Source organism: Bacillus sp. WC2503 (assembly GCF_052682895.1).
Map to the genome: position 1 here is coordinate 1,659,285 of NZ_JBQYMD010000001.1, position 24,037 is coordinate 1,683,321.

Annotated in this window: 24 protein-coding genes; 16 read left to right on the forward strand and 8 right to left on the reverse strand. The window is 32.3% G+C overall.

The window, feature by feature from the left end; all coding sequences use genetic code 11:
• Positions 1 to 51 precede the first annotated feature (51 nt).
• The 5 genes from ACUN26_RS08645 (at position 52) to ACUN26_RS08665 (ending at position 7,596) form a co-directional block, all read left to right on the forward strand.
• Positions 52 to 2,457: a PAS domain S-box protein gene (locus ACUN26_RS08645; protein ID WP_000584268.1), complete on the forward strand. Its 2,406-nt coding sequence runs from the start codon at positions 52 to 54 to the stop codon at positions 2,455 to 2,457.
• A 266-nt stretch (positions 2,458 to 2,723) separates the two neighbouring features.
• Positions 2,724 to 4,940 (forward strand): binary toxin-like calcium binding domain-containing protein, encoded by a 2,217-nt coding sequence (locus ACUN26_RS08650; protein ID WP_000811547.1) that lies wholly within the window; start codon positions 2,724 to 2,726, stop codon positions 4,938 to 4,940.
• A 292-nt stretch (positions 4,941 to 5,232) separates the two neighbouring features.
• Positions 5,233 to 5,946 carry a response regulator transcription factor gene (locus ACUN26_RS08655; RefSeq protein ID WP_000746049.1) on the forward strand — a complete coding sequence of 238 codons (714 nt, stop codon included), beginning with the start codon at positions 5,233 to 5,235 and terminating at the stop codon, positions 5,944 to 5,946.
• The gene (locus ACUN26_RS08660; RefSeq protein WP_001239398.1) at positions 5,943 to 7,022 is read left to right on the forward strand and encodes a sensor histidine kinase; all 1,080 of its coding nucleotides are present in this window, start codon (positions 5,943 to 5,945) and stop codon (positions 7,020 to 7,022) included. The genes ACUN26_RS08655 and ACUN26_RS08660 overlap by 4 nt, the downstream gene beginning before the upstream one ends.
• 76 nt (positions 7,023 to 7,098) lie before the next feature.
• Positions 7,099 to 7,596: a DM13 domain-containing protein gene (locus ACUN26_RS08665; protein WP_000824734.1), complete on the forward strand. Its 498-nt coding sequence runs from the start codon at positions 7,099 to 7,101 to the stop codon at positions 7,594 to 7,596.
• A 429-nt stretch (positions 7,597 to 8,025) separates the two neighbouring features.
• Here ACUN26_RS08665 and ACUN26_RS08670 read toward each other — a convergent pair whose 3' ends face one another.
• Together ACUN26_RS08670 and ACUN26_RS08675 are read right to left on the reverse strand one after the other, a co-directional pair.
• Positions 8,026 to 8,847, reverse strand: a complete 822-nt coding sequence (locus ACUN26_RS08670) for a class I SAM-dependent methyltransferase (RefSeq protein WP_000237904.1) — start codon at positions 8,845 to 8,847, stop codon at positions 8,026 to 8,028.
• A gap of 34 nt (positions 8,848 to 8,881) precedes the next feature.
• The gene (locus ACUN26_RS08675) at positions 8,882 to 9,322 is read right to left on the reverse strand and encodes a MarR family winged helix-turn-helix transcriptional regulator (protein WP_000018437.1); all 441 of its coding nucleotides are present in this window, start codon (positions 9,320 to 9,322) and stop codon (positions 8,882 to 8,884) included.
• Positions 9,323 to 9,869: 547 nt separating this feature from the next.
• Between ACUN26_RS08675 and ACUN26_RS08680 the strand changes: the two genes are divergently transcribed.
• Both ACUN26_RS08680 and ACUN26_RS08685 read left to right on the forward strand, forming a co-directional pair.
• On the forward strand, positions 9,870 to 10,277 hold the full coding sequence (locus ACUN26_RS08680; RefSeq protein ID WP_000850348.1) for a GNAT family N-acetyltransferase: 408 nt from the start codon (positions 9,870 to 9,872) through the stop codon (positions 10,275 to 10,277).
• Between the two features lie 66 nt (positions 10,278 to 10,343).
• Positions 10,344 to 10,997 (forward strand): MBL fold metallo-hydrolase, encoded by a 654-nt coding sequence (locus ACUN26_RS08685; protein ID WP_000401510.1) that lies wholly within the window; start codon positions 10,344 to 10,346, stop codon positions 10,995 to 10,997.
• Between the two features lie 127 nt (positions 10,998 to 11,124).
• On the opposite strand, the gene ACUN26_RS08690 is transcribed toward ACUN26_RS08685, so the two are convergent.
• Positions 11,125 to 11,748: a TetR/AcrR family transcriptional regulator gene (locus ACUN26_RS08690; protein ID WP_000436003.1), complete on the reverse strand. Its 624-nt coding sequence runs from the start codon at positions 11,746 to 11,748 to the stop codon at positions 11,125 to 11,127.
• A 121-nt stretch (positions 11,749 to 11,869) separates the two neighbouring features.
• On the opposite strand from ACUN26_RS08690, the gene ACUN26_RS08695 reads away from it, so the two are divergent.
• Positions 11,870 to 14,101: an MMPL family transporter gene (locus ACUN26_RS08695; protein WP_000716533.1), complete on the forward strand. Its 2,232-nt coding sequence runs from the start codon at positions 11,870 to 11,872 to the stop codon at positions 14,099 to 14,101.
• 47 nt (positions 14,102 to 14,148) lie between these two features.
• Here the strand turns inward: ACUN26_RS08695 and ACUN26_RS08700 are convergent, their stop codons facing one another.
• Entirely contained in the window at positions 14,149 to 14,331 is a 183-nt protein-coding gene (locus ACUN26_RS08700) for a DUF4021 domain-containing protein (RefSeq protein WP_000543745.1), read from the reverse strand.
• A 303-nt stretch (positions 14,332 to 14,634) separates the two neighbouring features.
• Between ACUN26_RS08700 and catA the strand changes: the two genes are divergently transcribed.
• From catA to ACUN26_RS08715, 3 genes are all read left to right on the forward strand, one after another.
• Positions 14,635 to 15,282, forward strand: a complete 648-nt coding sequence (gene catA / locus ACUN26_RS08705; protein WP_000668560.1) for a type A chloramphenicol O-acetyltransferase — start codon at positions 14,635 to 14,637, stop codon at positions 15,280 to 15,282.
• 221 nt (positions 15,283 to 15,503) lie between these two features.
• Positions 15,504 to 16,448 carry a GNAT family N-acetyltransferase gene (locus ACUN26_RS08710; RefSeq protein ID WP_002038651.1) on the forward strand — a complete coding sequence of 315 codons (945 nt, stop codon included), beginning with the start codon at positions 15,504 to 15,506 and terminating at the stop codon, positions 16,446 to 16,448.
• Positions 16,449 to 16,607: 159 nt separating this feature from the next.
• The gene (locus tag ACUN26_RS08715; protein WP_000405103.1) at positions 16,608 to 17,117 is read left to right on the forward strand and encodes a GNAT family N-acetyltransferase; all 510 of its coding nucleotides are present in this window, start codon (positions 16,608 to 16,610) and stop codon (positions 17,115 to 17,117) included.
• 42 nt (positions 17,118 to 17,159) lie between these two features.
• Here ACUN26_RS08715 and ACUN26_RS08720 read toward each other — a convergent pair whose 3' ends face one another.
• Positions 17,160 to 18,047 carry a DMT family transporter gene (locus ACUN26_RS08720; RefSeq protein ID WP_000842529.1) on the reverse strand — a complete coding sequence of 296 codons (888 nt, stop codon included), beginning with the start codon at positions 18,045 to 18,047 and terminating at the stop codon, positions 17,160 to 17,162.
• Between the two features lie 171 nt (positions 18,048 to 18,218).
• On the opposite strand from ACUN26_RS08720, the gene ACUN26_RS08725 reads away from it, so the two are divergent.
• From ACUN26_RS08725 to ACUN26_RS08740, 4 genes are all read left to right on the forward strand, one after another.
• Positions 18,219 to 18,779 (forward strand): helix-turn-helix domain-containing protein, encoded by a 561-nt coding sequence (locus ACUN26_RS08725; protein ID WP_000582250.1) that lies wholly within the window; start codon positions 18,219 to 18,221, stop codon positions 18,777 to 18,779.
• Between the two features lie 33 nt (positions 18,780 to 18,812).
• Positions 18,813 to 19,760: a hypothetical protein gene (locus ACUN26_RS08730; RefSeq protein WP_000428913.1), complete on the forward strand. Its 948-nt coding sequence runs from the start codon at positions 18,813 to 18,815 to the stop codon at positions 19,758 to 19,760.
• Between the two features lie 169 nt (positions 19,761 to 19,929).
• The gene (locus ACUN26_RS08735; protein WP_000424361.1) at positions 19,930 to 20,079 is read left to right on the forward strand and encodes an aspartyl-phosphate phosphatase Spo0E family protein; all 150 of its coding nucleotides are present in this window, start codon (positions 19,930 to 19,932) and stop codon (positions 20,077 to 20,079) included.
• A gap of 210 nt (positions 20,080 to 20,289) precedes the next feature.
• Positions 20,290 to 21,690, forward strand: a complete 1,401-nt coding sequence (locus tag ACUN26_RS08740) for a protoporphyrinogen oxidase (RefSeq protein ID WP_000860341.1) — start codon at positions 20,290 to 20,292, stop codon at positions 21,688 to 21,690.
• 60 nt (positions 21,691 to 21,750) lie between these two features.
• On the opposite strand, the gene ACUN26_RS08745 is transcribed toward ACUN26_RS08740, so the two are convergent.
• Positions 21,751 to 22,299 carry a hypothetical protein gene (locus tag ACUN26_RS08745; RefSeq protein ID WP_000275259.1) on the reverse strand — a complete coding sequence of 183 codons (549 nt, stop codon included), beginning with the start codon at positions 22,297 to 22,299 and terminating at the stop codon, positions 21,751 to 21,753.
• A 338-nt stretch (positions 22,300 to 22,637) separates the two neighbouring features.
• On the opposite strand from ACUN26_RS08745, the gene ACUN26_RS08750 reads away from it, so the two are divergent.
• Positions 22,638 to 23,189, forward strand: a complete 552-nt coding sequence (locus ACUN26_RS08750) for a GNAT family N-acetyltransferase (protein ID WP_000231763.1) — start codon at positions 22,638 to 22,640, stop codon at positions 23,187 to 23,189.
• 37 nt (positions 23,190 to 23,226) lie between these two features.
• On the opposite strand, the gene ACUN26_RS08755 is transcribed toward ACUN26_RS08750, so the two are convergent.
• Together ACUN26_RS08755 and cspD are read right to left on the reverse strand one after the other, a co-directional pair.
• Positions 23,227 to 23,412 carry a cold-shock protein gene (locus ACUN26_RS08755; RefSeq protein ID WP_000286203.1) on the reverse strand — a complete coding sequence of 62 codons (186 nt, stop codon included), beginning with the start codon at positions 23,410 to 23,412 and terminating at the stop codon, positions 23,227 to 23,229.
• A gap of 86 nt (positions 23,413 to 23,498) precedes the next feature.
• Complete coding sequence (gene cspD, locus ACUN26_RS08760) at positions 23,499 to 23,702, reverse strand: cold-shock protein CspD (protein ID WP_000176365.1); 204 nt, start codon at positions 23,700 to 23,702, stop codon at positions 23,499 to 23,501.
• Positions 23,703 to 24,037: the final 335 nt, after the last annotated feature.

Consider the following 24,037-nt stretch of genomic DNA (forward strand, 5'->3'; position numbering starts at 1 on the left):
GATTTTCTGTTTTTATGTCGAATATATCTTTAATGCAGGGAGGGACATTACATGATTATTAAAGACTATTTCATCAATCTTTCTATTTTTTCTTTATTAGTTAGCGCAGCGATATTTATTCAAGTGTTTTTGATTCATTCCAGGCGATATTTCGAAAAATTCTATGGAGGGATTATTGCAGTTACTTTGATGCTCTTTTCTTTTCCATACATGGGATTTTCCTACGATCTTCGAGTTGTTCCTCTTATTCTATCTTTTATTTACTTTGGTCGCATTGCTGGTTGGATTACACTAATTAGCATAATTATAATGCGTATCTTTTTCATTGGTGGGTATTGGGAGCCACCTGTGATTGCATATTTAAGTATGAGTGTTCTATTTTTTACTTTTAAAACATATTTTAAAAACCTTCATCCTTTTAAAAGTGCATCTTTATATTTTTCTATTTTTGTCGGAATAAAGTGGTTAGTTGGTGTATTATTTAATACTACATTACTTTACACAGGAGGCTTATTATATATAGCGTTAGGACTTTTAATTGGGCTATTTCTTATGGAAGCCTACCAGAGATTGTATTATTTAACACAGGACTTATCTAAAATGAACCGGGAATTAAAAAAATCCAAGCAAGAACTTACAGATACCGTACATGAGCTTCAAGGAGGGATTTTTAAATTTAAAAAAGTGGGTAAGCACTTTATACACACTTTATGTGATGGACAGTTTTATTATCAAAAAGGATTTTACTCTGAACAGGTGGTAGGGAAAAGCTTACGGACTATTGATGCCTCTATTGTTCCACCACATTTAGTTTCACAATTGATGAAGTATTATCTTCAGGCATGGGAAGGGAAAGAAATTATATTCGAATTATCCTGGCCAGATGATAAAACAATTATTCTTATTGCACTTAGGCCGATTAAACGAAATGGACAAGTTATTGAAGTTGTTGGTTCTACAGTCGATATAACCGAAAGGAAAAAGGTAGAATCAGAATTAAGAGCTACCAAAGAATTACTAGAATCATTTATAAAGCATAATGTAGATGCTATTACCATATCTGATCGAGAAGGGCATATTTTACAAGCAAATAAAGCTTATGAAAAGATATTTGGATGGTCATTAGAAGAAATCATAGGTAAGAGATTACCTTGTGTACCAGATTTCTTAATGGAAGAATCACTCGAAAATATTCAGAAAATTCTAACAGGAGAATCCGTAGTTACTAGATTAGAAACTGTTAGACGACGTAACGATGGAAGTCTTCTTGATGTCAGTCTGACAGTTTCTCCTATATTAGACGTAAGAGGAAATGTGATAGCTTTATCTGCAATATGTAGAGACATCTCTGAAAGAAAACAAGCAGAAAGAGAGCGACATCAATTACATCAACAATTAAAAGATAGTGAAATGAAGTACCGTGCACTAATCGAACAAGCAACTGATGCAGTATATGTAGTAGAGCTGAATGAAAATTATGTTCCCAGTCGATTCATTGAGGTAAACCCTGTTGGTTGTAAAAGATTTGGATATAGTAGAGAAGAGCTGCTCTCGTTACCATTTCCAAATGTAGTACCACAAGATTCTAAAATGATTGTAAGGTTGTTAGAAAAAATTAGAGAGGGAGAAACTTCCTTCACTTTACAAGATGAATATGCTTTTCCAACAGGAAAAATAATAACAACTGAGTTTAGTGTCCGTGTTTTTAACTTAAATGGTAAAAAGGTTTTCCTGAGTATTTCTCGTGATATCACTGAACGGCTAAAAACAGAAGAATTACTACGGAAATCTGAAAAACTTGCTGTCGTAGGACAATTAGCGACTGCAATGGCTCATGAAATTAATAATCCATTAACCGCAATGAAAGGGTTTATGCAATTACTAAAATCAACGGAAACTGAGAATAATCAGGGGTATATAAATATAGTATCATCAGAGATTGAGCGTATAGAAAGTATTACTAATGAATTTATGGCGGTAGCCAAACCACAGGTGGTAAAGATACAACCTAATGATATTAGTGTGCTAATGGATCAAGTTTTAATGCTACTGCAACCTCAAGCAATGATGAATAATATAAAAATTAGAATTGATTTTACACCCGGTATTCCATTGATTCCATGTGAAGGAAATCAATTAAAACAAGTATTTGTTAATATTATAAAAAATGCAATTGAATCCATGCCAACAGGAGGAGAAATTTTGATTCAATTTGATAAACTTGATAATAATCAAATAAGGATTCGCTTTATCGATCAAGGATGTGGGATTCCAAAAGAACGTATACCATACTTAGGAGAACCTTTTTACAGTATTAAGGAAGAGGGAATCGGCTTAGGATTAATGGTATGTTATAAAATTATTGAAACACACCAGGGGAAGGTATTTATTGAGAGTGAAGTGAATAAGGGAACTATAGTTGAAGTCACTCTTCCAATTTGCACGCTTCAAAATTAAAACATTCTTTTACTGAAATTTTATAAATTAGTAAGCAGTTAGCTTTGGCTAGCTGTTTTTTTGTATATATTGTAATCGATTCTTCATATTACGGCTTTTTAATGTTTCATATATAGATTTTAAAAACTCTGTAAGTGTTTTGTAACATTTACGAGAGACTTTTTTAACAGTTATGAGAGAGAAAAGAAAGATTTGTTATATATGATGAAATTAATCTTACTAGTAGGTGTTCTAATTGACCTAGAAACCAAGGAGGAAAAATAACAATGAAACAATTGAAGCCAGCAATTAGTGTATTAGGTAGTGTATCGATGGCACTGACTTTAGCATCTCCTGCTTTAGCAGATGTAAAACAACCGAATCCAGGAGGTACAGTTGAAATATTCAAAGAGAATGTAAATGTAAAAAAAGAAGATAAGAATTTCACGCTCGGATCTGATGGGGAAATAGGTTCACTCATTACACAAAACATTGAAATGGCAAACAACGATTGGGATAAAGATGGTATTTCTAACGACTTAGAGATGAATGGATATAAAATTGAATTCAATTCACAAACTGGAAAAAATGAAGCGAAAGCATGGGATCCCGAGAAGGATAAAGGGAAACCAAAATTTATATCGAATCCTATGAATGCAAATACGGATGGTGATCCTTTTACTGATATGTATGAGGTTGAGAATTATAACAACGATTCTGATACTAATTTCAATCCGATAGTTGCCAACATGCCGAATTTGCAAATTGGTGTCAAACGAATTGAAGTAATTCCTATTGCAACCATTACGGATAATAATGGCGGATCAGTCAGCAGAGGATGGGAAAAAAGTGTATCTACACAACATTCATTTAATGTAGGTTTAAGTGGTTCAGGTGGTGTAGAAGGCTCAGCAGCCGGTCCTGTTCCTTCCGGAAGTGTTTCAGCAAATGTGGGATACGGATATTCAAAAACAACTACGGAAACGGAGAGTTATACAAATAATTTTGATTGGTCTACTGCAACAACTGTGGATACAGCGAACGCAGCAAAATTACGGGTACATTTGGAATATAAGAATGTAGGAACAGCATCCGCTGAAAATGTTTCGCCTCATTTTAATATTCGTTTAGGAAACAAAATTATTAATACTGTAAAGGCAACACAAGATCGTTATAAAGCAAACTATTTAAGTACAGAAAAAGGTGGACGGAATAAAACAGAAGTAGTAATTGACAGTTTAGAAGGACAAGCAGATGCGAATATTGTCTTATCTTTGGATGAATTGAAAGCTGTTGAACAAGGGGAACTTCTTTCGATTGAAGTTTTACCTACAAGTACAATGGATTTATCTATTGAAAAAGGTGAAGAAATTATGCATTTGGGGGATTCAGGGAGATATGAGTCTAGAGTAAATGCAGCTACTGAACAATTAGAAACAGATATAGGAAATATACCAAAGTTTAGGGTATATACTCCTAAAGACAAATCCCTTGCTGATACGCCAGTTTTATCCTATAACGAAGTTTTTCAACATGTAAATATAGATACGAAAAAAGTAAATCATATTGTAAACAAGGCTAAAAGTACTAATAACGTATCAGTAGTTTCAGCTAATAATGGAACTGATGCATTGAACGATTTAAAAGCGGGACAGGGAAATCGCGGTTATTTACATAAAGACTCTGTACACGGTGCTTTTGCAAAACTACAGCAACCAACATTAGTAGAAGGTAGTTTTGATTCTGTGACGCAAAAGATTAGGGCAACAATTTTACCTGGTTTATTTGGTGTGAGTAAAGAGATTCCTACTACTTATAGTAAGAAATGGAATGCTCCGTCACAAACAGTAACACTAGTTAAACGTGAGAATGGATTTACATATGAGTCTAGAGAAAATATACACCCTATTAAATCTGAAATTGCTTCGCACAGAAAAGTTACATTTGAAATCAATGACGCACACAATCTAACCCCTACACAAAAGATTGATACTGAAATTAAAGCTAATAAAGAATTTGAAGATTATGTAGTAGATAATTCAGGTGAATTTGTTACAGAAGGGGTTCCTTATACCGTAGCTTCATATGGAAATACAGCTTATTGGGGAAGTCATCATGCCGGGAATAAATGGGAGTATCTTTGGGCTGAAAAATCTAGCGATGAAAAAGTGAATGTAATTATTGAAAGAGTAGGTCAACCTAAACCTGGAAAACCAATTAAAAAGGATGAAGAGGTATTAATTAAATTTCGAAATCCTATTTATTCAGATTATGCATATTTAAAACTTCAAGATAGTTATATCCATTTAGATCAAAAACAGAATGCAAGTACTTTTAAATTTAATCATGCATATCCAAAGAATTTCACTGGATACCATAAGCAATGGAACATACTATCTAATGGTAACAAGTTAAAGGTAGGATATTTAATCGATTATATGAAATATGGTAATGGAGAGAATGGGACTGATACTATAGCATGGAATCTATCAAGAGTTCAGTAATCGGTAACAGTTCTGTTGCTAAGTTTGAAAAGAGAACCGGAAATGAATTGAATCCGTAAAGTTAGATACAATAATTTAGGTTACTAATAAGGAATGAGTTCGATGTTGAATCGGACTCATTCCTTTTAATTTATATAATTTAGTAACTACTATTTTAAATACTTATCTAGTCATATAAGTAATCAAATGTTAAGATTACTATCTGTATTACAAAATTTATTTTCTGAATTTTCATTGGATAATAGAAACAATAAATTTTGCATTATTGGTGAAAAAGAAGTGAGGATAGTATATGAAGAAAAGAATTTTAATCGTAGAAGATGAAGAAAATATTCGAGAAGTATGCAAACGGTATTTAGAAAGAGAAGAATATGAAGTTTATACCGCTGTAAATGGTAAAGAAGGTTGGGATTTATTTCTTACACATCAACCAGATTTAATTATATTAGATTTGATGATGCCAAAAAAAGATGGATGGGAATTATGCGAGGAAATTCGTCAACAGTCAAATGTCCCTATTATTATGTTAACTGCTAAGGGAGAGGAAAGGGATCGAATTTTAGGCTTAACAATGGGGGCAGATGATTATTTAACAAAGCCATTTTCCCCTCGTGAATTAGTATTAAGGGTTCAAATTATACTAAGAAGAGGAAGCCATGTACCAATACAAGCGAAAGAATCTCTATTGGAAGTGATAGAGTTTCCAGATTTAAAAATATATCCAAAGACAAGATATGTACTTGTTTGTGATAAGGAAGTGGAGTTAACGGTGAAAGAGTTTGAGGTACTTTATCTCATGGCAAAGCATCCAAAACAAGTATTTTCTCGCTCGCAGCTTCTTGAATTAATTTGGGATTTTGGACATGAAGGAGCATCAAACACAGTTACCGTGTTAGTGAGTCGTTTACGTGAAAAGCTCGAAAAGCATACGATAAAGAATCGTTGGATTCATACGGTTTGGGGTATAGGATATCGCTTTGAGCCAAATGGAGGAAATGAAACATGAGATTACGTATTCAATTGTTACTCATGAATCTATTAAGTACTAGTATTATGGTAATTGCTATATGGTATAGTGAGACGAAAATGTTACTTGAACCGGAACAAACGCGGTTATTAACAGTAATTGCATTTGTGGCATTCATTATTTCAACGTTTATTTATTGGTTAATGACACGTCCTATCATGAAATCTATACAAAATTTAATAAAATTGACGAAACAATTTAGTGATAGACACTTTGAAACGATGTATATAATTGGGCAAGAACCACGTGAGTTTAAAGAATTGGCAACAGCTTTTCAACAGATGGCAAAAAAATTAGAAGAAGGGTTTACTAAGTTAGAGGAACAGGAAAACTCTCGTAAGGAGCTAATTACCAATATCTCACACGACTTACGAACACCTATGGCGAGCATGCAAATGATGATAGAAGCATTACAAGATAACCTGATTGAAGATCCTGAAATAAAAAAGCAATACTTGGCAACGGTTTTAAAAGAAATAGAAAGATTAAATGGATTAATTAACGACTTATTTGATCTTTCAAAGTTAGAGTTTGAGCAAGTAGATTTTCACCCAAGTTTCACACATTTAGATAAAGTTCTATTAGATGTATTAGAGTCACATTCTGTCTTATTAGGAGACAAACAAATCCATGTGCAATTGGATGTCCCTGATACATTACCTCGACTTTTGATTATGCCTTGCAAAATTGAAAGGGTCATAGGTAATTTATTACATAATGCAATTCGATATTCTCCTATCTCTGGAACAATTGAATTGACTGTAGTGGAAAATAAATCAACTCAACAGGTCCAATTCACTATGCGGGATGAAGGAATGGGAATTTCTCCAAATGATCAATTACGTGTATTTGAACGTTTTTTTAGAACAGATCGATCAAGAAGTTCACAATCTGGAGGTTCCGGACTTGGATTAGCTATTGCAAAATCATTAATTGAAATGCACAAAGGGGAAATTGGTGTAAGGAATCGCGCAGATGGTAAGCAGGGAAGTGAATTTTGGTTCACTCTTCCCATCACATCAGTAAAAAATAAGATGGCTGAAAGACTTTTGTAACATTTACGTTAGAAAAATGAAAGACCTTCTTGTTAACATACTACTACACAGTATGTTACAGGAGGTTTTTTACTTTATGAAAAGAAAATATGTATGGCTTATAGGTGGTTTAATAATTGTATTGGGGATTTTATGGTCATTGTTCCGACCAGAGAAATTATTTATTGATAAGCACGTAAATGAATCATTGCCACAAGCAGAGATACAATCAACTGAAGTAAGGCAACAAAGTGATCGAGTAATAAGGGAAGGTCAGTTTCAAAACGGTGTCCATGAAACAACTGGAACGGCAAAAATTCACCAATTAGCGGATGGAAAACGTGTTTTACGACTTTCTAATTTTGCAACATCAAATGGGCCAGATGTACGAGTTGTATTAGTTCCTACAAATCGTTTGAAAAATAATGAAGACGTAAAAAACTATCAGTATATTGAATTAGGAAAATTAAAGGGAAATAAAGGAGACCAAAACTACGAAATTCCTGAAGGGTTAGATGTAAATGAATATGGTTCGGTTTCTGTTTGGTGTAAAAGATTTAATGAAAACTTTGGTGCGGTTTATTTTAATAATTAAATATGAACTTAAAATTTCCTCTTACAGACGAAATTCATATGGGTTATGGTAAAAGCTGCAGCGGACTTAGTTGCTAAGAAGGGCACTCATAAGAGTGTCTTTTTCATATTTCTCAATTTTTGTATATTTTAGTGCAATTGGACGTTTACGAAGAGATTTTATTCGTGCATAAATAATTTTAAGAGTATGCCAGGAAATCTTTGATTTATCAAGAAAAATTAAATTTAAAATGTATTATATACAGAAGCTACTTGAGGGGTGTTAAGATGCTAAATTTCTCATTTTGGGGTAGTTGCTTTTCATAGCTATATGACTATGTATCGGTACCCCATAAGAAAAAGGCAGGAACATATCAAATATGTTCCTGCCTTTTTCTTAAGTTTAACATGTATAACCTAAATATAAATGTATTGCGGCCTTCTTTATTTATTATTTTTCAAACCGCAAATGAACAAACTTCAACATCTTTATTACGTTTACAATTCGCATCATAATACGTGTACTACCATCCCAATCTTTATTTGTAGGTATACCTTTAAAGAAAGGGGAGCAACTTAATACTTTTATGGAAGAAGACCATTTTTCTATTGATTTTGGATTGTTTACATAAAAATACATCATCGCGCCGTTATTACCAGATTTTTTTACGGTTGCATTCGAAAGGTTCAGTGCGAATTTTGATTCAGCATCAAAATATAGCTCTCCTCCAGGAAAACGTTTTGACATAGCAACTATGATCTCTTTTAAATCTTCTTCTTTAAAGTAATAAAATACACCTGCTGATATAAAAAGAATACCGTCGTTTGGATCATATCTTATATCGTCAAACCAAGAAGTATCAAAAAATGATTTAGTGATGCTAATATTCCTAGGTGTATCTTCAATTAAAGTCTTGCGAAAAGAGATTGCATCGGGTAAATCAAGGTTATACCAATGTATTGTACCGTTATCAATTCTTGAAAAAGTAGTATCTAGTCCTGAACCGATATTTACTATAGTGGCGTTCGGGTGTTTTGCTATAAATTGTTTTATCGTATCATCAATTTTTCGTGCACGGGTAATGTATGTGATACATCCGTATTCGCCAAATGTATTTGCTATTGTTGAGAAGTCAAAATCGCATTCTTTAATTATTCGAATAGCCTCTGTATCATCTAAAATATCCTTATTTTTCTCACTGCCATATGCTCGTCCCCATAGGGGAATAAGCATCGTACCTTGTACTGATTGTAAATCTAACTCTTTAACCATGAAACATCCTCCGTTGCATAATAAAACAATATATTTAGTCGTTATGTAACATTTTTGAGAGCATTGTATTTGTTTTATATAGTCCGTAAGTTAAATCCCGCCTATCTTCTTCAGATAACTTTTCGAGGTTTACTGTGAAATTTTTATAAATTTGTTTCCATCTCTCATAATGTACCTTTTCAGCCTTTTCTGTCAGAGAAATTAATACAGCTCTTTTGTCTACCGTATCTTGTTTTTTTACAATATAGCCGTTTAGTTCTAAATTACGTAAAGTTACACTTAATTGTTGCTTAGGAATGTTTAAATAATTAGCAATCATCTTTGAATTTACAGGTACTTTTTGCTGGGCGAGATACTCCACTACGTGTTGTTCTAAATGTGTAAATTCAGAGGATTTTTCTGATAGAAATTTGAAAGTACCTGACATATTTAATAATAAATTCATGTATTCGTTTAATAATTCTTTATGAGACATTATTTTCGCTTCCTTTTTGGATTTAGTCATTATTTTATTACTAATTTAGCTATAAATCAAATGTTTAAACTTATTATAGTAAATTAATATTTACTAATTTGTTATTTTGAAATTATATGAAATAAAGAAGAGGAGGATGAGAAGTGATTTTAGAAAAGACGAATATGGCCAAAAATAAAATATTACTAAATATACGTAACTAATGAATGCAATGTCTTTTTCAGTTATTATGTTGTAAATAATTTTATGATAAAATTTTTTACATAATGAAATAAAGGGGTAGTATTCTATGGGTTATTTCTCAAACAGTTTATTAGTTTTGTTCGTTCTTATTGTATGTAGCTGCATAATTTTTGGGTGATAATATAGTGGTAGATTTATATAAAAGAAGTGATCTCAGGTGAGGTAACTTCTTTTTATTTTATGTTGAGAAGGAATTCTGTTTTTCTTATTGAAGTTTGTTCAAGTTAAGTTGATGATGGTTTAAAAATTTTAATAGAGCAATGTAAAAGAGGATACAAATAAATAGGAGAATAGGGAGGCGTTTATGAAAACTAAAATAAGCTACACAATTGAACATCCAACAAATTTCAATGAATTAGTAGCTTTATATGAATCTTTAGGATGGAATTCTCTAAAATTAACGGTTAATGAATTGGAACAAATGTGTAAACAAAGTTGGTATGTGATATATGCTTTTAAAGAGCAACAATTAATTGGCATGGGGCGTGTTATATCTGATGGTGTAATAACAGGCGTTATTTGTGGTGTATGTGTATTGCCAAAATATCAGTCCATTGGCATTGGAAAAGAAATAGTAGAACGATTAATCCAGCACTGTGAACAAAAAAAGGTTATTCCCCAACTGATGTGTGTGGAAAAATTGCAATCTTACTATGAATCTATAGGGTTTGAGGTATTCTCTGTTGGGATGACAAAACATATTAAAAGATAGTGGCGCTTTATATTTTCAGTTTACTCGTACATATTTTCAAACTTCAGTATAAAGGAGAATTGCTGTATGGAGATTGCTAAAGGGGTAGAAATGTTACAACTTGAATTACAAGAATTTATTATTCACCTAATTCTTTTATGGGATGATGAAATGGCAGTATTAATAGATACTGGCTTCCCTGGACAAATTGAAGATATACAAGTAGAGATGGAGAGAGTTGACGTATCGTTTGATAAATTAAAAGCAGTGATTTTAACGCATCAGGATATAGATCATACAGGTAGTCTTCCAGAGTTGTTGCAGAACTGTGGAAGTAATATTAAAGTTTATGCGCACGAGCTAGATAAGCCGTATATTGAAGGGGATTTACCTTTATTGAAAGGTGGAAATGTGGAGAATCTACCAAAAGGAAAAGTGAGTGATACTGTGATTGATGGACAAGAACTTCCGTATTGCGGTGGCATACTAATTCTCCATACGCCAGGACACACGCCGGGTCATATTAGTTTATATTTGAAACAAAGTAAAACTCTTATCGCTGGGGATTCAATGTATAGTGTAAATGGAATGTTAGGAGGAATTCATGCTCCAACTACTTTGGATGTTCAGGAAGCACAACAGTCTTTGAAGAAGTATTTAAATCTAGATATTGAATCCGTAGTTTGTTACCATGGGGGATTAAGTAAAGGGAATATAAATGCACAAATTCAAAATTTGTAAATAATAATTTTTTGCTAATTGGTGCTAAAGAATAATCTAATTGTAAGTATATAAATAAAACACGTAATTGATAAAAGAGCATGTTTGAGAAAAATTCAAATATGCTCTTTTATTAAAGGAAATCTATTTAATACGAATGACCTAACCCGTTCCAATAAAAAGAAACGATTTCTTGTGCTAATTCATCTATATTTGCAAGAATAGGATTGTGATTTTCATCCTTAAAATTCCCAATTGATAATAAAGATACGAAAGCATGGGCAGCAAATTTAGGATTGCCTTTACTTATTTCTCCAAGTTGCATCGCGTTATGAAGTGCTTTTTCCAACACTTCATACATGTTATCTTCGGCATTTTTTAATTCTTTCAACTGCTCTTCAGATAAAGAGTGTTTTGCATCTTTCATAAAGTTCTTCATGTCAATATCCATCGTTGCGTGTAAGTATACTGTAGCGAAGTCTAACAACCTTTCTTCCAAAGTTTTATTCGTGGAAAGTATTTGATCCATATTCTCTCTTATACGTATCATCATTTGAATCATAGTAGCGGTAAATAAATCAGCTTTTGTAGAATAGTAATAGTAGACGGTTGCTTTCGTAACACCGCATTCTTTCGCGACCTCATCCATAGAAACGACTTGATAATTTTGAGTAAGAAATAATCGAGTTGCAACTTCTAAAATTATTTCTTTTGTAGATTTTGTATTTTTATTTTGACGAGGTCTTCCGAGAGGACGTTGTTTTTGTTCCAAATACATTCGCTCCTGACATTTATTATTGAGATAATTATAACATAATTTTTAATCTTTCTTGATTAATTAACTGACCAGTATATATAATTAATATTGTAGGAAAAAAGGAAGGTGGGTTTTTATGAAAAAGCACCCGTTACATATGTTAGGGAGGATTGTAGCAGGGAAGAATACGCAATGGATAACTTTATCAGTTTGGATCCTTATTACATTAGTACTTTCATTTACGTTGCCACAAGTAAATAGTACGAAAGAACCGAATCCGAAAAATTTACCTGAAACAGCTATGTCACAGCAAGCGGAAGAACTTATGAAAAAAGAGTTTCCTAATAATGCAGGAAATCCGTTGTTAGTAGTATGGCATAGAGATGGTGGATTACAGTCAAAAGACTATAAACTTATACAGGACGTTTATAAAGAGTTAAAAGCTAGCCCTTTAAAAGAACAATCAATGTTACCACCATTTGATACAATTCCAGAGCAAGTATTATCAAAAAGTGCATCAAAAGATGGTACATCATTTGTCACATCGATATTCTTTAATAAATCAGCTGGTACGGATATATTAAAGGGAAATCTTGAAGATGTAAGAAAACTGGTGAATAGTAAGGTGGATGTTGATCCATTTAAACAAAAAATAACGGACTCTGGTTTACATGTTCGATTATCTGGCCCTGTAGGTATTCAAACAGATGCGGTTAGTTTATTTAGTCAAGCTGATGTGAAATTATTAGTCGCTACTGTACTATTAGTATTGGTTTTATTAATTTTACTTTACCGTTCACCAATTTTAGCAATTTTACCTATACTTGTTGTTGGCTTTGCATACGGTATTATTAGTCCTACACTTGGTTTTTTAGCTGATCATGGGTGGATTAAAGTAGATGCCCAAGCGATATCAATCATGACCGTATTATTGTTTGGCGCGGGTACAGACTATTGTCTATTTTTAATTTCAAGATATAGAGAGTACTTGTTAGAAGAAGAAAGTAAATATAAAGCGCTGCAACTTGCGATTAAAGCATCTGGCGGGGCAATTATAATGAGTGCATTAACTGTCGTACTTGGATTAGGAACATTATTACTTGCTCATTACGGCGCCTTTCATCGATTTGCAGTACCATTTAGTGTTGCTGTATTCATAATGGGGGTTGCTGCTTTAACAATTCTTCCTGCATTTTTATTAATTTTCGGCAGAGCTGCATTCTTTCCGTTTATACCAAGAACAACTGCGATGAATGAGGAGTTTGCAAGAAAGAAACAGAAAGTAATAGAAGTTAAAAAATCAAAAGGCTCCTTTAGTAATAAACTTGGAGATATTGTCGTACGAAGACCGTGGACAATAATTATGCTAACTATGTTTGTATTAGGTGGATTAGCTTCATTCGTACCACGTATTCAATACACATATGACCTTTTAGAATCGTTTCCGAAGGATATGCCTTCACGTGAAGGGTTTACGTTAATTAGTGATCATTTTTCAGCTGGAGAACTAGCGCCAGTAAAAGTTGTTGTTAATACGAAAGGAAAAGAGCTTCCTATTAAACAAGAGATAGAGAAATTTTCTTTTGTAAATACAGTGAAAGAGCCAAAAGAGGGAAAAGAAAATAAACAAATACAAATGTATGAAGTTTCTTTAGCGGAAAATCCGTACGCAATTGAAGCGCTAGATCAAATCCCTAAATTGAAAAATAGTGTAGAAAAAGTATTAAAAGATGCGGGGATTAATGATGTTGAAGGTCAATTGTGGATTGGTGGAGAAACAGCGTCACTATATGACACAAAACAAATTACGGAACGTGATGAAGCAGTTATTATTCCAGTAATGATTAGTATAATAGCTTTACTATTACTTGTCTACTTACGATCAATTGTAGCGATGATTTATTTAATAGTAACAGTTGTTTTATCATTCTTCTCTGCATTAGGAGCAGGATGGATATTACTTCACTTTGGTATGGGAGCGCCGGCAATACAAGGGGCGATACCGCTATACGCATTCGTATTTTTAGTTGCTTTAGGTGAAGATTATAATATCTTTATGGTTTCAGAAATATGGAAAAACAGAAAGACACAAAATCACTTGGATGCAGTAAAAAATGGTGTTATACAAACAGGAAGTGTCATTACATCCGCAGGTTTAATTTTAGCAGGAACTTTTGCGGTGTTAGGTACGTTACCAATTCAAGTTTTAGTTCAATTTGGTATTGTGACCGCAATTGGAGTTTTACTTGATACGTTTATCGTAAGACCGTTACTTGTACCGGCAATTACAGTTGTTTTAGGTCGCTTTGCTTTTTGGCCAGGGAAACTTTCAAAAAAGAGTGAAGAAATACAAAAAGTGGATGCATAGTTAAAAAAGCCGAGGATATTTTCCTTGGCTTTTTTCTATGTAGTTCATTAATTTTTTGAAGTCAAATCATCAGTTACAGCGTGATCAGCATCTTCAATGGTTGTTTCGGGCATTCCGTATAAGCCGTTCATTGCTTGTTCTTCGCTAGTTAGATTTGCAGTATTATTATTGTGAATAGATGTAGTGTTTTCGATAACATTTACTTTTTTATTTTCATTTTTATCATGCATGTTTGAATCCTCCAAACGTCATTTGATTTATCCCGCATTAACGGGCAGTAAGACCTCCACCTCAAAATTCGGCAAAAACAAAGAAGGTTAGGTGGGGGATCAACTGCCCCCCACTGATTAAAGTTTCACATTATTAATAGTATGTGGATGGATTGCAAGAAATATGTGAATGGATTTTTGCAAATGTTATATAATTAAATAAAAACGTGAGTATAAATGTAAACTATAAGGAGTGAACAAGTGTGGTGAAAACAAGGAAATTAGCCTTCTAAAATAAAAATGAAATTTTAGGAGGCTAATGAAATGAAGTTTCATGTAATTGACAGAGAAAATTGGAATAGAGAGCAGTATTTTGAACATTATTTAAAATTAAAGTGTTCGTTTAGTATGACAGCGAATGTTGATATTACGATGATGCTAGAGAAAATACATCAAAAGGAAATAAAATTTTATCCGACTTTTATTTATATAATTTCTAGAATGATAAATAAACATAAAGAATTTCGAACATGTTTTAATGATGAAGGAGTTTTAGGGTATTGGGAGGAAATGATACCTAGTTATACAATCTTTCATAAAGGTGATAAATCTTTTTCAAGTATATGGACGGATTATTCTAGTGATTTCCACATTTTCTATAAAAACTATGAAGAGGATATGAAATGTTTTGCTAATGTTCATGGTCTCTTCCCGAAAGAAAATATTCCGCCAAATGTTTATCCGATTTCTGGGATACCTTGGACTAGTTTTACAGGATTTAATTTAAATATTAATAATGATGGTGATTTTCTATTACCAATTATAACTTGCGGAAAATATTTCAATGATGGAAGCAAGGTAATGCTACCTTTTTCATTGCAAGTACATCATGCGGTTTGTGATGGATATCATGCGAGTCGTTTTATAGAGGATTTACAGGAACTAGTTAATACATGTAACGAATGGCTTTAAGTAATATCAAATTTTTAATTATATAAAATTGAAAATGAATAAGCGTAAAATAAAAAGAAGAGAACATGTGTATATTACATGTTCTCTTCTTTTTATTCATTCATACTAAGTAACAGTGGAAAATATAGGTTGATTTGTAGTTTAATAGTAAAGAGAGTGATTGATTTTAATTTTCTTTATTTTATAACTATATAGATTACAAAAGTTATGAGATTGTAACAATGAAGGGGAACACAAAAATGACAATAATATCTATAGAAAAAGCTACAATTTTAGATGCTGAAAAGTTAACAGAAATAATGAAAAGAACATTTGACGAAGAAGCGAAGCGGTGGTTATGCGGCCAATATGATGTAATTGATTATAACATTCAACCGCCAGGATATTCTTCAGTTGAAATGATGAAATATTCAATTGAAGAATTGGATTCTTACAAAGTGATAATGGATGAAAAAATAATCGGGGGAATTATAGTTACGATCTCTGGTAAATCGTACGGAAGAATCGATCGTATTTTTGTAGAGCCTTTTCTTCAAGGAAAAGGAATTGGATCAAGGATTATTAAGTTAATAGAAGAAAAATTTCCGAACATAAGGATTTGGGATCTTGAAACATCTAGTAGACAAGTTAATAATCATCATTTTTATAAAAAAATGGGCTATGAAATCATTTTTAAATCTGAAGATGAGTATTGCTATGTAAAAAGAAAAAATGTAGGTGCAGGTGAAGAGAACCTAATTAAAAATAAAGATATGAAAAATGGTCAATACGAAAACTGTAATTTGGTTCATACAGAATATTATCAAGTAAATTTAAAAAATAGTGCATTTGTTGGTAGTAATATAATGCATATGAATATGAGTAATTGTAATGTAAGTCAATCAAAGTTTAGGAATATAAACTTTAGAAGGTCTTCATATGCAGATTTAAATCTTTCTAGTAGTACATTTAATTTGGTGACATTAGGTGGAGTGCAATTCAAAAATACAAGTCTTGGAGATGACAAGGAACCTCTTTCATTTGAAAACTGTGATTTGGAAGGTAGTACAATGCATAATAGTAACCTGAAAAATATTGAAATAGTAAATTGTGATGTAACTGGTATGAAAATAAATGGTATTCCAATAGAGAATTTGCTTGAGCTATATAATAAGGTGAAAATTTAAAGTATAGGGTTATTAGGTTGTTAGGATAAGGTGTTTGGAAACTAAGTGTTATATCAAAATAATTATGTAGAAATAACATAAAGAAATACAGGTGGGGAATGATTTAATATAGGTTTCTAGAATGATAATATAATTCTATTTATATGGAGGGTGAGGAATATGGAAATCAACATACGAGCAGTAGAAATACAAGATGCTAGAGCAATTCATCGTATATGTATACAGGATGAGGTTTTACCTTATATGGTTTTCTTACCTAGCATGCGTGTAGACGCTATGGAAAATAGAATTCGAAACTTAGCACCAAATCAATTTGAATTTGTTGCAGAATATGACGGGGAAGTAGTAGGGTTTATTGGCTTAACACAAAGTCCGGGACGAAGATCTCATTCAGGCGATTTATTTATTGGGGTAGACAGTGAATATCATAATAAAGGTATTGGCAAAGCACTTCTTACAAAAATGCTTGATTTAGCTGATAATTGGTTAATGTTAGAGAGAGTAGAACTTGGTGTATTAGAAACGAATCCGAAAGCAAAAGATCTATATGAAAAATTGGGGTTTGTAGTAGAAGGGGTAAAGGTAGGGAATTTAAAGGCTCACGGAAAGTTTATAAATGAAATTATGATGAGTCGTTTTAGACCTGATGGTTTAATTGTACATAATTAATATGTAAAAGCATGACAAATCAATGTCATGCTTTTTTAATTGTCATTTGCGATTCGCTAGTTTCGGTTGTAATAAAAATAATGTTAATCCAATGAAAATAATTGAAATTCCTAGTGCTTGTTGTAAAGTAATGGTTTCACTCAAAATAAAATATGCTAGAACACAAGTACCAATTGTTTCACCTAAAATACTCATTGAAATAACAGTAGCGCTCATCCATTTTAATAACCAATTGAATATCGTTTGTCCTAAAATCGTTGCAATGAAAGCTAGTCCAATAAAGGACAACCAAGTTTGTGTAGCGTAATGAATGAAAGATTGTTGCTGCATATAAGCAAATATACCGAGAAAGCATGCGCTACTTCCATAACTAATTACCGAATATGGTATAAGAGATAAATCTTTACGAATGTGTTGACTAATGAAAAAGTAAGCTGTAATAATGCCGGCCGCCATAAATGCTAAAATATCTCCGTATAAAGCGTCGCCACTAATTTGGAAATCTTGCCAACCGATGACGATACTTCCTGAAATGGCAATGAAGCAACCGATAACCGCTCCTTTCGTAAATCTCTCTTTAAATAAAAAGTAACCACCAACCATTGAAAATAAAGGTTGTAACGTTACGATAACTGTAGAACTTGCTACGGAAGTATATCGTAAGGATTCAAACCATAGTACATAATGTGTAGCTAAAAATAGCCCGGATAGAAATCCGAATCCCCATTGTTTTTTCGATAATGTTTTTAGTTCGTTTCGATTCCTTTTATTAAATAGTAATAACGGTAACAGAATTACTGTAGCAAATAATAATCGATAAAAAGCAATAATTGCCGCAGGAGCATCTGCCAATTTCACAAAAATTGCTGAAGTTGATAAGGCGAATACACCGAAAAATAAGATGAAATATGAAAAAATAGATGATTTCAAAGTCTGTCCCTCCGATAGAGTGTTTATTATAATATACTTAATGCGATATAATGCACAAAGGTAAGTATATAAGTCTCGAAGACGATAGAAAAGGATTATTTGCCCTTGTTTAGTAAGTCAGCACAAAGGGAATGAAACATACATTATGATGGACGAAAGGGAGTAGTTATTTTGATTCACTATCGACTTGGACAAACTGTTTTAAGTTATCGTAAGAAAAATAATATGACAATTCGTGAGTTTGCTGAGTATGCAGGGATCAGCACGTCACTGATTAGCCAAATTGAAAGAGGACATGCTAATCCTTCTTTAAATGTATTGGAATTAATTGCGAAAGCATTAAATGTGCCGCTATTTACACTTTTTATTAATGATATTGATACAGACTCACTCATTTCTAAGAAAAAAGATCGAAAAAAAGTATATCGGGAAAATAATGATCACATTGTATATGATGTATTAACACCTGATTTTATGAAAGCACGTATTGAAATGTTAATGATGGATTTAAATAAAAAAGCAAGCACAACGGAAAGTCACTATTCACATGAAGATAAGGAAGAGATTGCGGTTGTCATGAAAGGGGAAGTTTATGTGGAATTAGAAGGAAAAGAATATTTTTTAGAAGAAGGTGATGTTGTACGTATCCCACCAAACGTGAAGCATCGATTTTTGAATAAAAGTGATGAATCGAATCACATTTTATTTGTATTAACGCCATCTTTAGGATGAATATAAAGTGAGTTTTATTATGGGGGATAGAAAATGGAAAATAAAAGTTTGTTAAAAGGCGGCCTTTCAATTATTTCTCAATGCAAAAAACAAACAAAGGATATTTGGCATGCACATTACGGGGCAGCTGCAATTGCTAGTTATTTTTTCATGAAGGATAATAATATTGAAGAAGAGATAGCTCGTAATATGCATTCTCATACAAAAATGATGCTGAACAAGAAAAACTTAGATGAAATCATCGATAGTAAAGAAGAAATTGATTTTCAAAGTGCTGAAAAAAAGATAATAAAATCATTGGAATATACAATTGATGAACTTCATTGGGTCGGGCATAACGTCATTTATGCGGCATTAAGTTTATTAGCTATGAAAGAGCTACAAAAATGGGGAAATAATCAAGCGATAGAAGGGATAACTGATCTTATATTATCATTTCAAAAAACAATTCCTGGTAGATCGTGGATTGGTTTTACGACGAAAGAAGTTAAACAATTAAGTATATATGACGAGATACAAAGTGAATTAAGAAATCCAAAACAATTATCTAAGTTTATTTTAAATGAACTATCGGAGTTTAAGGTTATTTATAGAGCAGAATCACATCATGATTTAATTGGCCATATGCTTACTTTTTCCCACGCAATTAATATAATGTATGATTTAGGACATAAAGATGTATTTCAACGAGGGATACGTCCGCTTTTAAAACTAGTATACGTACTGCGTGCTAGTAAAAAACTTATGCTGAATACTAAAATAAATCTACATTCTCCTATAGATCATTTGCCTTTAATTGAATCTAAACGTGCTCACGTATTACCAACTGAAAATCAATTTTGGCTAAAGGACTATAGTGAATTTGATTGGGATTTTGGACATGTTTTCAAATTCTCATATAGTTATTTTGATCATATAAAGAGAGCTCCGGAATATAAAGGTATAACCTTAGAACAATTCCGGTATGTTATTCATTCGTAATGAATTTTAATAATCTGTAAAAAGGGAGGATATAAGTTTCTTTTTTTGTTAGTAGCATATTGTTTTTTCAAATATGTAAGATTTTACATGTGTATTTTACTTTTACTAATTATGTAAGTAGGCTATACTAAATAACATACATTTTATGTTTGGAGAGAAGTAAATCGACATGGAACTAGTAAAATTGGAAAAGGTAATTGAAATAAAAAAAGAAGAACTTTTATATTTAGTATCGGATTATGGAATTCAACATGAAAAAGTACTGGCATTAAGTCAAGAAATAGACAAACTGATCAATTACTTTATGTTTTTAAAATAGAGAGAACTATGACGTGATTTGTAAATGTTATAGTTCTTTTTTATATATTCATTTACAATGATGGTTATGTACGGATTAAATGTATATAAATGTATTTGTATATAGTGTCAAATTTTTTACAGAATGCGCAAGCCGCTAGTCGAATGTAAGGAGTATTGGGTATAATAAATAAAGGAATGATTAATTGTATCGGTTAGGAGCGCAGCACATATGAAAACAGTTGTTGTTATCGGTGGAGGTATAACGGGACTTTCTACTATGTTTTATTTAGAAAAATTAAAAAAGGATTATAATATCGATTTACATTTAATCCTTGTCGAGAAAGAAGAGTCTTTAGGTGGTAAAATCCATAGTGTTGAAGAACAGGATTTTATTATGGAATCAGGAGCGGATTCTATCGTTGCTCGCAATGAACATGTTATGCCGCTTGTAAAAGATTTAAACTTAGAAGAAGAAATGGTATATAACGAAACGGGTATTTCATACATATATTCTGATAATATTTTACACCCAATTCCTTCTGACAGTATATTTGGTATTCCGATGAGTGTCGAGTCGTTGTTTAGCAGTACGCTAGTCTCAACGAAAGGGAAAATTGTTGCTTTAAAAGATTTTATAACGAAAAATAAAGAGTTTACGAAAGATACATCACTTGCTCTATTTTTAGAAAGCTTTTTAGGAAAAGAGTTAGTGGAAAGACAAATTGCGCCGGTACTTTCAGGCGTGTATTCTGGTAAATTGAATGAGCTTACAATGGCATCAACATTACCGTATTTACTTGATTATAAAAATAAATATGGAAGTATTATGAAAGGTTTTGAAGAGAATAAAAAGCAATTTCAATCAGCAGGAAATAAAAAGTTTGTATCATTTAAAAGTGGACTATCTACGATAATTAATCGCTTAGAAGACAAGTTAACTGAAACTGTCATAAAAAAAGGTGCTGTAACGACGGCTGTAAGTAAACGAGGAGATCAATATGAGATTTCTATTGCAAATCAGGAATCAATCCAAGCTGATTATGTTGTTTTAGCAGCTCCGCATGATATAGCACAAACTTTATTACAATCTAATGAGTTAAACGAGCATTTTAATAAATTTAAAAATTCATCACTTATTAGTATTTATTTAGGTTTTGACATTCCAGATGAACAACTACCGGCGGACGGTACAGGGTTTATCGTAACAGAAAACAGTGATTTACATTGTGATGCTTGTACATGGACAAGCCGGAAGTGGAAACATACATCGGGTACACAAAAGCTTTTAGTAAGAATGTTTTATAAGAGTACCAATCCGATATATGAAACGATCAAAAATTATAGTGAAGAAGAATTAGTACGAGTCGCTTTATATGATATTGAAAAGAGTCTTGGAATTAAAGGTGAACCAGAAGTAGTTGAAGTTACAAATTGGAAAGATTTAATGCCGAAATATCATTTAGAACATAATCAAGCGGTTCAAGCATTAAATGAAAAATTGACTGCTCTATATCCTAATGTATATTTAGCTGGCGCTTCATATTACGGTGTTGGAATTGGTGCATGTATTGGAAACGGGAAGAATACGGCCAAAGAAATAATGACTACATTAAGTGAAGAGTTAAAATAATAATATAGAATACATATGTAAAAACTGTCCATTCAGTCTACTGGAGGGACAGTTTTTTATTTATTTCACTTGAATGGAAACTTTTTTAGTTCTTCCATTATTCTCTTTTATTGTTAATGTAATATTTCCAGACTCTTTAAATGAGTATGGTGAGAGTTGATAAATTTCTTTTATGTTGTGTTTTTCTTTTAGTTTATTTGTGGATATTGATACTATACTTGCCCTCCAAAATTCTTGTTTGCCTGAAGGATAATCTATGAATATTTCTGGATTTTTAAACTGTAATGTTTCCCAAGAGGCGAAATACAGTTCAACTTCTACATCTTTTTTCGGTAAGTTCGCTGAGAAATAACCGAACTCGCCCACATTACCGAAAACGGTGTAGTTTTGGTTATGTAATTTAATATCTAAATAACTAGGTTGATATGTTGCTGCGTGATAGATTCCATATGAAAGAGAGAGTGTGGCAGCGATTAATATACCAATTGAAAATGTCTTAAAGCTATTTCCTTTAAAGTTAGTCATCATGGATGAGTTTGGTGTGAATTTTTTTGCGAATAAAAAAATAAGCAAAATGAGTAAGAGGGCTAAGCTGATGAATATATACATAGAATTTTTACACCTCCATAATAGAATGGAATATTTTCTATATTTTAACATTAATGTATGAATTAGTCTGTTGTTTTAGAATGGAAATTATTCTTATAATGAGCGAACGGATGTATCTGGAGGGATATTGGTATTATGTAAAGCGAAATAAGCAAAATATAAATTACATTATATGACCAAGGCGGTAATCAACAAGTAAGAAGGTATACTCTTACTTGTTATAGAATAAAAAGGAAAAGAGTCATTAGAAATATTTGATTAGTGGGACATTGAGGACTTGCCTAATTATGAATATTTTTTCTGGTATAATAAATTAGTAGAGAGAAAGGAGTGATCCTGTGGTATTCCCTATATTAGAAACAGAGCGCTTGCGTTTAGTTGAAATAGAACAATCTTATTGTCAAAAAATATATGAAATCTTTTCATTGGATGAAGTTACATGTTATTACGGTATGAATTCTTTTACGGAATTTGGCCAAGCTTCACGTATGATTGAATCTTTTTCGAAAAATTACTTTGAGAAAAAGGCAATACGATGGGGGATTGTGTTAAAAGAAACAAACACTTTAATTGGGACAATTGGGTTGAATAATTTACAATTATGGAGTAAACGATCTGAAATAGGGTATGATTTGCATCCGCGTTATTGGGGGCAGGGATATGCTTCGGAAGCAGCCGGGGAAATCATTCATTATGGATTTCAAGATTTAGGTTTATATAGAATTGGAGCTATTACATATCCTGAAAACGTTACTTCTTGTAAAATGCTATCTAAAATAGGTTTTCAAAAGGAAGGTTTGTTACGCGGCTATATTCATCAAGGAAATAAACAACACGATGCATTGTTATATTCTATAGTGCGAACAGATGTAGAGGAATTAAATATTTAATAAAAACCCCTCTTATTAAAAGAGGGGTTAAGTAAAATTAACCTAACTTAGGTAATAAACGTTCTCCGCTTTTCATGCTACTTTTACATAAAGGGCATTTAGGTTCTTCTTCAAATGAAAAGTTCTTTCTCATCCATCCTAAACAATCCTCTGATTCACATTCCCAAACAGGTGTTTGTTCTGGTGGTACTTCTGCTACATCGTTCTTTCGATTGCGATACATGTAACCACTCCTTTTATGTAAAAAATTTTAGTTATATATTAAAAAGGTTGTTAACCGAGCTGGTAACAACCTTTTTATTGTTTGAATTATAGCTTTACAACGTTTTTAGCTTGAGGTCCACGGTTACCGTCTTCAACTTCGAAGCTAACTTCTTGACCTTCGTCAAGAGACTTGAAGCCGTCGCCAGTGATAGCTGAGAAGTGAACGAATACGTCGTTACCGTCTGCAACTTCGATGAAACCGAAACCTTTTTCGCTGTTAAACCATTTTACTTTACCTGTTAATGTCATGGTAATGCCTCCTAAAATTTAAAAAGATTACAATATGATCGGCCTTATTTGAATGAAAATAAAAGTTCACATATTATCAAAAACCCATAAGGAGTACGAAATGGTCCTGATTGATACTTGATAATATGCAAAGAAAATATATTGTTAAATTGACCTTAATTACTATCTTACAACAAATGGTGTGAAATAGCAAGTGCTGGTAATACCAGTGAGTAATTTGGGCGATAATGGTAAAACGCACAAAGACATCTCTTTTATTTATATATTATTCCTAATCTGAATGTATTCCAAACAGAAATCATTTATATAAAAAAGTATGTTTAAAGGAAACGGTA